Below are 12,209 nucleotides of genomic sequence, written 5' to 3'. Positions count from 1 at the left end.
TCCCTTCAAGGACACGGCCGGCCCGGCCATCAACCCGATGATCAAGGTGATGAACCTGGTGGGGATCCTGATCGCCCCCCTGGCGCTCCAGCCGTCGGCCGGCCTCCGGTGGACGGCAGTCCTGGGGAGCCTGGCCCTCCTGGCCTTCTCGGTGGCGTTCAGCAAGCGGGGCTCCATCGTGGAGGCCAAGGCGGCCCCGGCGGGTGTTCCCGCCAGCGCCCACAAGTAGGGAGAGCCCCCGGGCTTCACCCCCGATCCCAGGGCAAAAAAGAGGCGGCGGGGAGAAACCTCCCCGCCGCCCGCTTTGTCTCCGGGTCCCTAATAGACCGGGGTCAGCCAGTGCCGATAGGTGGGCACCTTGCCCCGCACGACGTCAAAGTAGAGGCGCTGGAGTTTCGCCGTCACCGGCCCGATGGCTCCCTCCCCCACGGGGCGGCGATCCACCTCCACCACGGGGGCCACCTGCGCCCCGGTCCCGCAGAGGAAGAGCTCGTCCGCCAGGTACACTTCGGTGCGCCCGACCCGCCGCTCTTCCACCTGCAGGCCGAGCCCGTCCCGCGCTAACGTCAGGACCGTGTCCCGCGTGATCCCCTCCAGGATGTTGGCGGAGAGGTCCGGGGTGATGACACGGCCCCCCCGCACCAGGAAGATGTTCTCGGCCGACCCCTCGCACAGCACCCCGTCCTCGGTCAGGAAGAGGGCCTCGTCATAGCCGTGCGTCGCCGCCTCGGTCCGGGCGAGGGCGGAATTCACGTACCCTCCCGCTACCTTGCACCGGGCCGGGATCGCGTTGTCGCTGATCCGTCGCCAGGTGCTGAACCCCACCCGGAGCCCCTGGCTGGTATCCAGGTACTCGCCCAGGGGGAGCGTGAAGACGCCGAAGCCGGTCGTGTAGCCGTGCAGGCGGGGGCCGATTTCCTCGCTGCTGACGAAGGCGATCGGCCGGATGTACGTATCCTCCCGATGCGCGTTCCGTCGGAGGAGCTCCAGAGTCAGCCGCGAGAGCTCCTTGACGTCCTTCCCGACCGCCAGGTGGAGGACCCGGCAGTTCCGGAGCATCCGGTCATAGTGCTCGGCCAGCCGGAAGACGTAAAGCTGCGCCCCTTCCGGCTCCCAGTAGGCGCGGATCCCCTCGAACACGGCGGTTCCGTAGTGGAGCGCATTCGTCCGGATGCTGATCGAGGCCTCTTCGAGGGGCATGAAGCGGTCGCGAAAGTAGACGGTCCCCATGGGATCTCCTTCGAGGCTCTCCGCAGACGGCCTTTCAAGGGTACCCACTCGTCCCCGACCTGTCAATGTTCCAGGGAAGGCGCTTGACATGCCGGGGGAGCCACGGTACTTTATGCTATCTTTTCGATACTTAGGGGCTTCAGGCGGAGGTCGGGGAGGAGAGGACGTGCCGTTTCCGAGCAAGGCTGTGCGCCGGGTCGAGGCACCGAAGGCGGGACCGACCCGCCGGTTCCTCCTCTTCGAGGCGGGGGGGTTCCGCTGCGGCCTGGATGTGCGCATCCTCCAGGAAGTTACGGATGACCCTGGCATCCCTCCTGCAGAGGACGGACCGCGTCCCCTTCTGGGGAGCCTTCCCGTCCAGGGGGGAACTCTCCCGACGGTGGACCTCGGCGCGCTCTTCGAAGGCCCCGGGGCCGGTCGCCGGGTCCTGGTGGTGGAGGCGGAGGGGAGGAAGTTGGGCTTCCTGGTGGAGCGGACCCTCGAGGTGGCGGACATTCCCGAGGCATCCTTCCGGGCGCTGCCGGCCCTGGCCAGCCGCCTCGTGCCGGGGACCGTCCGGGCCGTGGCGTGGCAGGAGGAGCGGCCGGTCTTCCTCCTGGACGCGGAAAGCCTGGGGCCCCTCCTCAAGACCGCGGCGGGGGACGCGTGATGAGCGGCGGCCGATGCTGAGGACGGGCTCCCGGACCAAGGCCACGCCGGAGCCGGAAACCCTTCAGCTCCTCGCGGTCACCGTCGGCAAGCGCCTCTTCGGGTTCGACATCCACGAGGTGCGGGAGATTTTCCCCTACCGGGTGCCGGCCCCCACTCCCCGCCCGCCGAACTTCGTCGAAGGGATCGTGCAACATAAGGGGCGCCTCCTCCCGGTCCTCAGCCTCCGGCGCCGCCTGGGGCTCCCGGAGCCGGACCCGGAGGCGCGGGGGGTCCTGCTTCATGTGACGTGGGAGGGGGTGTCCCTGGGAATCGGGGTGGACGCGGCGAGCCAGGTGATCGGGGTGAAGGCGGACGAGCTGATGGCTGCCCCCCCGCAGGTGTTCGGTATCCGGGCCGAGTATATCCGGGGAGTGGCCAAGCTGGGGGGGCGGCCGGTGGTCTGGTTGGCGACCAGCCGTCTGCTGGCCTCGGCCGAGCCCATTACCATGGGGGAGTAGCGCGGCCGCCCCGCGGGCCAGGGGTTTCGCCGGCAGAGGAGGAGGGCATGGGAGCCCGGATCCTGGTGGCTGACGACAGCGTGACGATCCAGAAGGTGGTGGAGCTCACCTTCAGCAAGGAGGACTTCCAGATCGTTCCCGCCCGCAGCGGCGAGGAAGCGATTCGGAAGGCGCGAGAGGTGCGGCCGGATCTCATGCTCATCGACCTGGTGATGCCAGACAAATCGGGGTACGAGGTCTGCGAGGCCCTCCGGAAGGATCCCCTCCTCAAAGATACCCCCATCATTCTCCTCACCGGGACCTTCGAAGCCTTCGACAAGAACGAGGGGGCCAGGGTCGGGGCCAACGACTTCGTCACCAAACCCTTTGAGTCCCAGGTCCTCATTGGCAAGGTGACGCAACTCCTCTTCGCCCGGTCCATGCCCGGTTCGCCCCCGCCCGCGAGGTCGTCCCCTGCCGTGTCGGCGACGCTGGGATCACCGCCGCCCGGACCGGCTGCGCCGGCACCGCCCCCCGCCCAGCCCGTCTCTGAACGGGGGAGGGGAGTCGCGGCGGCCGCTCCGCCGGTCGCCTCCGGTGCGCACCCCACGGGGGGCGGGGGGGAAGGAGAGGTCTCCGAGGAGAAGCTGTGGGAGCTGCTGGAGCACGAGGAGCCCGGGCGCGGCGCCGCGTACGTCCTCCCGGAAGAGGGCGGTCCCGGCCTCACCCTGGGCCCGCCGGTAGAGGAGGGCCCGGGGAAGGCTCCGGCGGCGCCGGAGGGGGAGCAGGTCTTCTCGCTCGATGAGGGGGGCGATCTGGCCTCCAGCATCAAGGACATGGCAGAGTCGCTGGGCCTGCCCATGGAGCCTCCCCTCCTGGTGGACGTGGACCGGCCGGCGCCCGCGCCGCCCCCGCCCGCGCCGGTGAAGCCGGCCCCCATGGAGCCGGTGGAGGACCTCACAATCCCGTTGCTGGAGGGCCTCGAGATCCTGCCGGAGGAGGGGCCGGCCCCTACGGCCCCTGTCCCGCCGCGTCCGGCGCCGCCCGTAGCCGCCCCGCCGGCCCCGAGCGCTCCGTCCCCCCTGATGAACGTGGACCAGGTGACCCGGGAGATCACGGACAACGTCGCCCGGGCGATCGTCCAGGAGGTGAGCGAGCGCCTGGCCGGGAAGATCGAACGGATCGTCTGGGAGGTGGTCCCCGACCTGGCGGAGCACCTCATCACGCAGGAGATCGAGCGCATCAAGGCCCAGGCCGAAGGCCCGCCCGAGAAGGCCTAGCCCCCCCGGTGGCGGGGTGGAGGGAGGCCTTCCCTCTTCCCCGCTTTTTTTGACCCACGACGCACCCATGGCGACAGATCGCGAGCCCCAGAGCTCCCAGGACGGCCAGTACGATCCCCGGCCGGTGGAGGAGCGGTGGTACCGGGCCTGGGAGGCGGCGGGATACTTCCACGCCGACGAGGACTCGCCCGCCCCGCCGTATTGCATCGTCATCCCGCCCCCCAACATCACCGGCTCCCTCCACATGGGGCATGCCCTGAACAACACCCTGCAGGACATCCTGATCCGGTGGCGGCGGCTGGCGGGGGACAACGCGCTCTGGATGCCCGGAACGGATCACGCCGGGATCGCCACCCAGAACGTGGTGGAGCGGCAGCTGGTGCACGAGGGGCTGAGCCGCTCCCAGATCGGCCGGGAGGCCTTCATCGAGCGGGTCTGGAAGTGGAAGGCGGAGTCCGGGGGGACGATCATTCGGCAACTGAAGCACCTCGGCGCCTCCTGCGACTGGGCGCGAGAGGCCTTCACGATGGATCCTCCCCGCTCCCGGGCGGTGACCGAGGTCTTCGTCCGGCTCTTCGAGGACGGTCTCCTGTACCGGGCCGAGCGGCTCGTGAACTGGTGCCCGCGCTGCCAGACGGCGCTCGCCGACATCGAGGTCGTCCACGAGGAGCAGGAGGGGCGCCTCTGGTATATCCGCTACCCCTTCGCCGACACTCCCCGCGAGGGCCTGGTCGTGGCCACGACGCGCCCGGAGACGATGCTGGGCGACATGGCGGTGGCGGTCCACCCGGAGGATCCCCGCTACCAGAAGGCGGTGGGCCGGACCGTCCTGCTCCCGCTGGTGGGCCGGAAGCTTCCGGTGATCGCCGATCGGGCGGTGGCGAAGGACTTCGGCACGGGCGCCCTCAAGGTGACCCCAGGGCACGACCAGAACGACGAGGAGATCGGCACGCGGCACGAGCTGGGAGAGCCAATCAAGGCGTTCACGGAGACGGGGAAGGTCAGCGCAGCCTTCCTCGTGGACGAGGCCGGCCGAACAATTCAGAACGCTCGCGCGCAAGGCTATGTGCGAGCCGACAGGTATGAGGCCCGTCGGATGATCCTCGAGGACCTCAAGGCGGATGGGCTCCTGGTGAAGGAGGAGCCGTACCGCCACGCGGTCGGCCGCTGCTACCGGTGCCAGACGGTCATCGAGCCGTTCCGAACCCCCCAGTGGTTCGTCCGCGTCAAGCCGCTGGCCGAGCCCGCCATCCGGGTCGTCGAGGAGGGCCGAATCCGCATCGTCCCGGAGCAGTGGGAGAGGAACTACTACGAGTGGATGCACAACATCCGGGACTGGTGTATCTCCCGGCAGATCTGGTGGGGGCACCAGATCCCGGCCTGGTACTGTCTCGACTGCAACCCCGAGCAGGTCGTGCAGGCAAGCACCGGCCCAGCATTCGCCGCGGAGAAGGGTGCGATGCCACAAGACACCACGGAGCGCTACACGATTCTCCCGGACGCGAAGCCGATCGTGGCTCGGGAGTCTCCGTCCCGCTGTCCGACGTGCGGGGGGACGCGCCTGGTTCGGGACCCGGACGTGCTGGACACCTGGTTCAGCAGCGCGCTCTGGCCCTTCTCCACGCTGGGCTGGCCCGAGCGGACGAAGGCGCTCCAGGGCTTCTACCCCACGTCGGTCCTGGTGACCGGCTTCGACATCCTCTTCTTCTGGGTGGCCCGGATGATCATGATGGGTCTCAAGTGCACGGGGGAGGTCCCCTTCCGGCAGGTCTACATCCATGCCCTCGTGCGGGACGCCGAGGGACAGAAGATGTCGAAGTCGCGGGGGAACGTCATTGACCCGCTGGTCGTCATCGACAAGTACGGGGCGGACGCCTTCCGGTTCACGCTGGCGGCGCTGGCGGCGCAAGGGCGGGACATCCGCCTCTCGGAGGAGCGGATCGAGGGCTACCGGTACTTCTGCAACAAGCTCTGGAACGCGTACCGGTTCCTGGCGCCGCACCTGAGCCGGGGTGCGTCCCTGGCGCCGGGCGCGCGGCCCGCGCCGGCGGACCTGGCCGATCGCTGGATCCTCAGCCGGCTCCAGGAGGTCGTCGCGTCGGTCTCGGAGGCTCTGGAAGCCTTCCGCTTCAACGAAGCGGCCTCCCTCCTCTACCAGTTCGTCTGGCACGAGTACTGCGACTGGTACCTGGAGATGGCCAAGCGCCGCCTGGCGGAGCGGGACGGTCCGGGGGCCGAGACAGCCCGAGGGATTCTGACGCACGTTCTCGAGACGGTGCTCCGCCTGCTCCACCCCATCATGCCCTTCATCACGGAGGAGATCTGGCAGCGCCTCCCCCACGAGGGGCCGACCATCATGCGGACCCCCTGGCCGGTGGCGGACCGCACCCTCGGCGATCCCGAGGCGACAGCCGCCCTGGAGCTGGTCATGGAACTGGTCCGGGCGGTCCGTAACTTGCGCTCCGAGGTCAACCTCCCGGCTGCCGCCTGGCTCACGGTCATCTGCCGCTCTCGCGACGACCACCAGGAGCGCACCCTGCGGGTGGCCGAGGGGTACGTTCGGGCGCTGGGGCGCATCGGGGAGTTCCGCGTCGGGCCCGGGGAGGTCAAGCCCCCGGCGGCGGCCGCCACGGTCGTCCGGGGGATGGACGTGTACGTGCCGCTGGCCGGCCTCATCGACTTCGCCGCCGAGATCGCGCGCCTCCGCAAGGAGGTGGAGAAGGTGGACCGGGAGCTCGTCCGGGTCCGGGGGAAGCTAGAGAACGCGGCCTTCCGTGCCAAGGCCCCCGTGGAGGTGGTGGAGAAGGAGGAAGGGGTGGCCCGCGAGCTCACCGACGTCCGGGCCAAGCTCGTGGAGCACCTGACCCTGCTCGAATCCTCCCGGGGTTAGGGGCGTGAGCGGGGGCGCCGACGGGCTCTTGCTGGACGGGGAGGTCTTGCGCCTCCGGGACCCCGGAGCTCTGGTCGGCCGCCGGGTCCTCTGCCACCGGGAGGTGAGCTCGACCAGCGCCCTGGCCGCGGTCCTCGCGGCGTCTGGAGAGCCCGAGGGAACCGTGGTCCTGGCGGAGCGGCAAACCGCAGGGCGGGGGCGGCTCGGGCGCAGCTGGGCCTCCCCCCTGGGCCTGGGGCTCTGGTTCTCCACGATCCTGCGACCCCCCACCTCGCCCGCCCGCGCCCCGGTCCTGACCCAGGTGGCCGCCGTGGCGGTCGCGGAGGGGGTGGAGGAGGTGGCGGGGCCGCTCCCGGGCGGCATCAAGTGGCCTAATGACCTCATGCTGGCCGGGCGGAAGGTGGCCGGGATCCTGACGGAGCTGGTGAGCCGAGGGGAGGAGGTGGCCGCGGTCGTCCTGGGCGTGGGCCTGAACGTGAACCAGGGGCCGGCGGACTTCCCGCCGGACCTGGGGGACCGGGCTGGCTCGGTGGCGATGGCGGCGGGCCGGACCCTCCCGCGGGCCGACCTTTTCCGGGCCCTTCTGCGGCGCCTGGATCACCGGTACCAGGAGTTCCTGACGGCGGGCCCGGGCCCGGCTCTCGCGGGGGCGGCGGCCCGCTCCCTCATCCTCGGCCGGCCGGTCCGGGCGCGGGAGGGGGAAGCGGAGCTCACCGGCATCGCCCTCCGCCTGGAGGCGGACGGAGCGTTGGCCCTGCAGCTTGGGGACGGCCGGGTCCGGCGCCTCGTGGCAGGAGAGGTGACGATCCTCTCGGAGGCCTGATGCTTCTCGTTCTGGACGTGGGAAACACCAATATCGGCCTCGGGCTCTTCGAGGGCGAGACACTCCTGCACCACTGGCGGATCGCGAGCCGCCGGGAGGGGACCCCGGACGAGTACGGAATCGCTCTGCGCAACCTCCTGGAGGGGGTGAAGATCCCCCTCGACGCCATCGACGGGGTGATGATGGCGTCCGTGGTCCCCCCCCTCGACGGGACCCTGGACGAGACGCTGCGGGGCCTGCTGAAGCTCACCCCCGTCACGGTCGGTCCCGGCACCAAGACCGGCATGCCCATCCTCTACGACAACCCCCGGGAGGTAGGGGCGGACCGGATCGTGAACGCGGTGGCCACCTTCGCCCAGTATGGCGGGCCGGCCATCGTGGTGGACTTCGGCACGGCTACGACCTTCGACGCCGTCTCTGCTCGGGGAGAGTACCTGGGAGGGGTGATCGCGCCCGGCATCGGGATCTCCGCCGAGGCCCTCTTCGAGCGGGCCGCCAAGCTCCCGCGGATCGAGATCGCCCGGCCCCGAAGCGTGATCGGCAAGAACACGGTCGGGAGCATGCAGGCGGGCCTTTTCTACGGCTACCTGGCCCTCGTGGACGGGGTCGTGCGGCGGATGCAGCAGGAGATGGGCGGGACGAAGGCGGTGGTCGGGACGGGGGGCCTGGCCCACCTGATCCTGGCCGACTCGGAGGCGGTGGACCGGGTGGACCCCTTCCTGACCCTCACCGGTCTCCGCCTCCTGTACGAACGGAACCGCTAGCGGGGACTCGCCCCGGGAGAGGCGCGGCATGGCCAAGGCGAAGATCCTGGTGGTGGACGATCAGCCTCTGATCCGTACCATGCTGAGCGACCTCCTGACCGAGGCAGGGTACCAGGTGCTGACTGCGGCGGACGGGGAGGAGGGGCTCGCACTGCTGAAGCGGGAAGCCCCGGCCCTGGTCATCCTGGACAAGGTGATGCCCAAGATGGGTGGGACCCGCTTCATCCTGGAGTCCCGGGACGCCGGCCTGCGGCACGCCCCCACCCTGATCGTCTACTCTTCCGCCTTCACGGGGCCGCCGCAGGAGCACGCGGACGAGACGTTCCGGGTGCGCCTCCACGTGAGCAAGGCCATCAAGGGGGAGGCGCTCCTGAAGCTCGTGGCGGACCTCCTCGGCCGCGCGGGCGCGTAGTTTTCCGTTGACAGCCCCGGGGCTCGTCGCTATAGTTGGACGGTTTTTTGACGGGGGCGACGCTGATGCCGACTTACATGGCGAAACCCGGGGAGATCCCCAGAACCTGGCACCTGGTGGATGCGAACGGGAAGGTCCTGGGGCGGCTGGCCAGCGAGGTGGCCATGCTCCTCCGGGGGAAGCGCAAGCCCGCCTTCACCCCCCACCAGGACGTGGGAGACTTCGTCGTTGTCATCAACGCGGGCAAGGTGCGCCTCACGGGGAACAAGCTCCGGGATAAGGTCTACTACCGCTACTCGGGGTACCCCGGAGGGCTCAAGGCGGTGACGGCGGGGAAACTCCTCCAGACGCACCCGACGCGCGTCGTGGAACACGCGGTCCGGGGGATGCTCCCCAAGAGCAAGATGGGGGACCTGCTGATCCGGAAGCTCAAGGTGTACGGCGGGGCGGACCATCCCCACCAGGCCCAGAAGCCCGCCCCCCTGGTCATCGGGTAGGGGAAAGCAGCATGGAGCAGGTGGCGACCTATTACGCGACGGGCCGGCGGAAGTCCTCCGTGGCACGGGTGTGGCTGAAGCCCGGCGAAGGGAAGGTCGAGATCAACGCCCGGCCGGCGGCGGAGTACTTCGGCCGCCCGACCCTGCAGATGGTGATCGCCCAGCCTTTCAAGGTGGCGGGGGTGGAGGCGAAGTTCGACGTGGTGGCCACGGTCCGAGGGGGAGGGATGAGCGGCCAGGCGGGGGCGGTGAGACTCGGGATCTCCCGGGCGCTCCTGCAGGCGGGGGAGGACTTCCGGGCCACCCTCAAGAAGGCGGGGTTCCTGACGCGCGACCCGCGGGTCAAGGAGCGGAAGAAGTACGGCCAGCGCGGGGCGCGCGCGCGGTTCCAGTTCTCCAAGCGTTAGGGCCCGGCCGCCGCACGCCGAGGAGGGTCACCCCGAGTGACCTTCTTTTTTTTTCGCGGGACGGGCCAGGGGCGCCCCCGGGGTTGAGGGGATGCAGCGGCGAGTCGCGATCGTCGGGGCGAGCGGCTACACGGGGGCGGAGCTGGTCCGTCTGCTCGTCGCCCACCCCGGCGTGGCGGTGACCGCGGTCACGTCGGAGCAGTCGGCAGGGCAGCCGGTCGAGGCCGTCTTCCCCAGCCTGGCCGGGCATGCGCCCCAGGTCCTCCAGCGGCTCGACCCGGGAGCCGTCGCGGCGGCCGCCGAGCTGATCTTCCTCGCCCTGCCTCACCAGACGGCGATGGGGGCGGCGGCTCCCCTGCTCGAGGCGGGCCGCCGAGTCGTGGACCTGTCGGCGGACTTCCGCTTCCGCGATCCCCAGGTGTACGAGTCCTGGTACCGGACGAAGCACCTGGCCCCGGCCCTCTGCGGGGAGGCGGTCTACGGCCTGCCGGAGGTCCACCGGGAGGCCCTGAAGGCGGCCCGCCTGGCGGCTGTCCCCGGCTGTTACCCCACGGGAGCCCTCCTCGCCCTCCTCCCCCTCCTGCGGGAGGAGCTCCTCGATCCGGAGCAGATCATCATCAACGCCGCCTCCGGGGTCTCGGGGGCCGGGCGCAAGGTGGAGGTCGGGTACGTCTTCGGGGAGGTGAACGAGAACTTCAAGGCCTACGGGGTCCCGGGGCACCGGCACACGCCCGAGATCGAGCAGGAGCTGAGCCGGGTCGCCGGCCGCGAGGTCCGGGTCACCTTCATCCCCCACCTGGCTCCCATGACCCGGGGGATCCTGAGCACGTGCACCGTGCGCCTGACGCGCCCGGCCACCACGGCCGACCTGCTCGCCCTCTACCGGGATGCCTGCAAGGGGGAGCCCTTCCTCCGCATCCTGCCGGAGGGTCGGTTGCCGGAGACCAAGGCGGTCTGGGGATCCAACTACTGTGACATTGCCGCGACGGTGGATGCGCGGACCGGACGCGCCATCCTCCTCACGGCCATCGACAACCTGGTCAAGGGGGCCTCGGGACAGGCCGTCCAGTGCATGAACCTGATGCTGGGGTTCGAGGAGACGGCGGGCCTGCGGTCGCCCGCGCTGTGGCCCTGACGGGGTATGAGCGAGCGCGCGATCACGCCGGTGGCAGGGGGGATCACGGTCGCCCGTGGGGTCCGGGCGGGGGGGGTCCACTGCGGGATCAAGCGGCAGGCGCTCGACCTGGCCCTCGTGGCTTCGGAGCGCCCCGCCAGCGTCGCCGCCACCTGCACGACGAACCTCGTGGCGGCCGCCCCGATCCTCCTCTGCCGCCGCCGGCTGGCGGCGGGCCGGTTTGCCGCTCTGGTGGCCAACAGCGGCAATGCGAACGCCTGCACCGGAGCTGCCGGCCTGGCGGACGCGGAGCGGATGGGAGAGATCACAGCCGCTGCCCTCGGCGTGCCGGTGGAAGAGGTCTATGTGGCCTCCACGGGGGTCATCGGGGCGCGGCTCCCGATGGGGAACGTGGAGGCCGGGATCCGCGACGCGGCGGCGCGCCTCCGCCCGGAGGGGGGGCCGGAGGCGGCGGAGGCGATCCTGACCACGGACACCCGGGTGAAGGAGGCGGCCCGTGAGGTCCGGCTGCCAGAGGGCTCCTTCCGGGTCGGGGGGATGGCCAAGGGGTCCGGGATGATCGCGCCCGACATGGCGACCATGCTCGCCTTCCTCGCCACCGATCTCTCCGTGCCTCCCCCCGTGCTCCGGGCGGTCTTGCAGGAGGCGGTGGCGGGGAGCTTCAACTGCATCACGGTCGACGGGGAGACCAGCACCAACGACATGGTTTTGGCCTTCGCCAACGGCCGGGCGGATGCCCCAGCGGCGGGCCCCGGCACCGCGTCGCTCGCGGCGCTCGGGCGGGCTCTCACCGAGGTGTGCGGGGAGCTGGCGCGGATGATCGTGGCCGATGGGGAGGGGGCCACCAAGGTCGTGGAGATCCTCGTCCGGGGCGCCCGGAACCCGGCAGAGGCGCGCCGGATCGGTCTGCGGGTCGCCAACTCCCCGCTGGTGAAGACCGCCTTCCACGGCCAGGACAGCAACTGGGGCCGGATCATGGCGGCGCTCGGGAGCGCGGGCGTCGCCGTGGACCCCACCCGGGTGGCCATCACCGTCGGGGACGTCCCGATCGTCCGGGGCGGTGTCGGCCTCGGGGCCGAGGCGGAGCGGACGGCGAGCGCGCGCATGCGGGAGCAGGTCTTCACGGTGACCGTGGACCTCGGGCTGGGATCAGCGGAAGGCCGCGTCTGGACCACCGACCTGAGCGAGGCATACGTCCGGATCAACGCCGCGTACCGGAGCTGAGTGCCGGCCGGTCGGCCTTGCTCCGTCCCGGCCGGTGTGGTATGTAAGGGCAGCACGTCCATCTCACACGCCCCCGGATCCGCTGCGGGTGCCCTTCGGGGCGGGCGGCGGGAAGGAAGGGGGCGGCGGCGCAACCCGAACGCGGAGGGTCTGCTGTGGCGGCAATCACCATGAAGGAGCTCCTGGAGGCCGGGGTCCACTTCGGCCACCAGACCAAGCGGTGGAACCCGAAGATGAAGAAGTACCTCTTCGGGGAGCGCAACGGCATCTACATCATCGATCTGCAGAAGACCCTCAAGAAGGTCCGCGAGGCGTACGCCTTCGTGCGCGACCTGGCCGCCGGAGGCGGGACGCTGCTGTTCATCGGCACGAAGAAGCAGGCGCAGGAGACGGTGTTCGAGGAGGCCAACCGCTGCGGGA

Annotated in this window: 14 protein-coding genes; 13 read left to right on the top strand and 1 reads right to left on the bottom strand. The window is 70.6% G+C overall.

Annotated features, from left to right (window positions below; all coding sequences use genetic code 11):
• On the top strand, positions 1-229 hold a 229-nt coding region (locus tag VGT06_13535; GenBank protein ID HEV8664144.1), incomplete at its 5' end, for a hypothetical protein.
• 89 nt (positions 230-318) lie between these two features.
• On the opposite strand, the gene VGT06_13530 is transcribed toward VGT06_13535, so the two are convergent.
• Positions 319-1,230: a branched-chain amino acid transaminase gene (locus tag VGT06_13530; protein HEV8664143.1), complete on the bottom strand. Its 912-nt coding sequence runs from the start codon at positions 1,228-1,230 to the stop codon at positions 319-321.
• A 166-nt stretch (positions 1,231-1,396) separates the two neighbouring features.
• Between VGT06_13530 and VGT06_13525 the strand changes: the two genes are divergently transcribed.
• From VGT06_13525 to rpsB, 12 genes are all read left to right on the top strand, one after another.
• The gene (locus VGT06_13525) at positions 1,397-1,879 is read left to right on the top strand and encodes a chemotaxis protein CheW (protein ID HEV8664142.1); all 483 of its coding nucleotides are present in this window, start codon (positions 1,397-1,399) and stop codon (positions 1,877-1,879) included.
• 13 nt (positions 1,880-1,892) lie between these two features.
• Complete coding sequence (locus VGT06_13520; protein HEV8664141.1) at positions 1,893-2,378, top strand: chemotaxis protein CheW; 486 nt, start codon at positions 1,893-1,895, stop codon at positions 2,376-2,378.
• Between the two features lie 47 nt (positions 2,379-2,425).
• Positions 2,426-3,637: a response regulator gene (locus tag VGT06_13515; protein HEV8664140.1), complete on the top strand. Its 1,212-nt coding sequence runs from the start codon at positions 2,426-2,428 to the stop codon at positions 3,635-3,637.
• A 67-nt stretch (positions 3,638-3,704) separates the two neighbouring features.
• Positions 3,705-6,527, top strand: a complete 2,823-nt coding sequence (locus VGT06_13510) for a valine--tRNA ligase (GenBank protein HEV8664139.1) — start codon at positions 3,705-3,707, stop codon at positions 6,525-6,527.
• Between the two features lie 4 nt (positions 6,528-6,531).
• Entirely contained in the window at positions 6,532-7,350 is an 819-nt protein-coding gene (locus tag VGT06_13505; GenBank protein ID HEV8664138.1) for a biotin--[acetyl-CoA-carboxylase] ligase, read from the top strand.
• The gene (locus VGT06_13500; protein HEV8664137.1) at positions 7,350-8,114 is read left to right on the top strand and encodes a type III pantothenate kinase; all 765 of its coding nucleotides are present in this window, start codon (positions 7,350-7,352) and stop codon (positions 8,112-8,114) included. Before VGT06_13505 ends, VGT06_13500 begins: the two co-directional genes overlap by 1 nt.
• A 28-nt stretch (positions 8,115-8,142) precedes the next feature.
• Positions 8,143-8,526, top strand: a complete 384-nt coding sequence (locus tag VGT06_13495) for a response regulator (protein ID HEV8664136.1) — start codon at positions 8,143-8,145, stop codon at positions 8,524-8,526.
• A gap of 65 nt (positions 8,527-8,591) precedes the next feature.
• Entirely contained in the window at positions 8,592-9,023 is a 432-nt protein-coding gene (rplM, locus tag VGT06_13490) for a 50S ribosomal protein L13 (GenBank protein HEV8664135.1), read from the top strand.
• 11 nt (positions 9,024-9,034) lie between these two features.
• Complete coding sequence (gene rpsI, locus VGT06_13485; protein HEV8664134.1) at positions 9,035-9,430, top strand: 30S ribosomal protein S9; 396 nt, start codon at positions 9,035-9,037, stop codon at positions 9,428-9,430.
• 91 nt (positions 9,431-9,521) lie between these two features.
• Entirely contained in the window at positions 9,522-10,565 is a 1,044-nt protein-coding gene (argC, locus tag VGT06_13480) for an N-acetyl-gamma-glutamyl-phosphate reductase (protein ID HEV8664133.1), read from the top strand.
• 6 nt (positions 10,566-10,571) lie between these two features.
• On the top strand, positions 10,572-11,789 hold the full coding sequence (gene argJ, locus VGT06_13475) for a bifunctional glutamate N-acetyltransferase/amino-acid acetyltransferase ArgJ (protein ID HEV8664132.1): 1,218 nt from the start codon (positions 10,572-10,574) through the stop codon (positions 11,787-11,789).
• Between the two features lie 155 nt (positions 11,790-11,944).
• Positions 11,945-12,209: 30S ribosomal protein S2 (rpsB, locus tag VGT06_13470; protein ID HEV8664131.1), on the top strand; the 265-nt coding region annotated here is incomplete at its 3' end.

The sequence above is a fragment of the Candidatus Methylomirabilis sp. genome (assembly GCA_036000645.1).
Lineage (GTDB): Bacteria > Methylomirabilota > Methylomirabilia > Methylomirabilales > JACPAU01 > JACPAU01.
The sequence above is the reverse complement of the archived record's forward strand: the minus strand, read 5'-3'. Positions and strand labels throughout refer to the sequence as shown.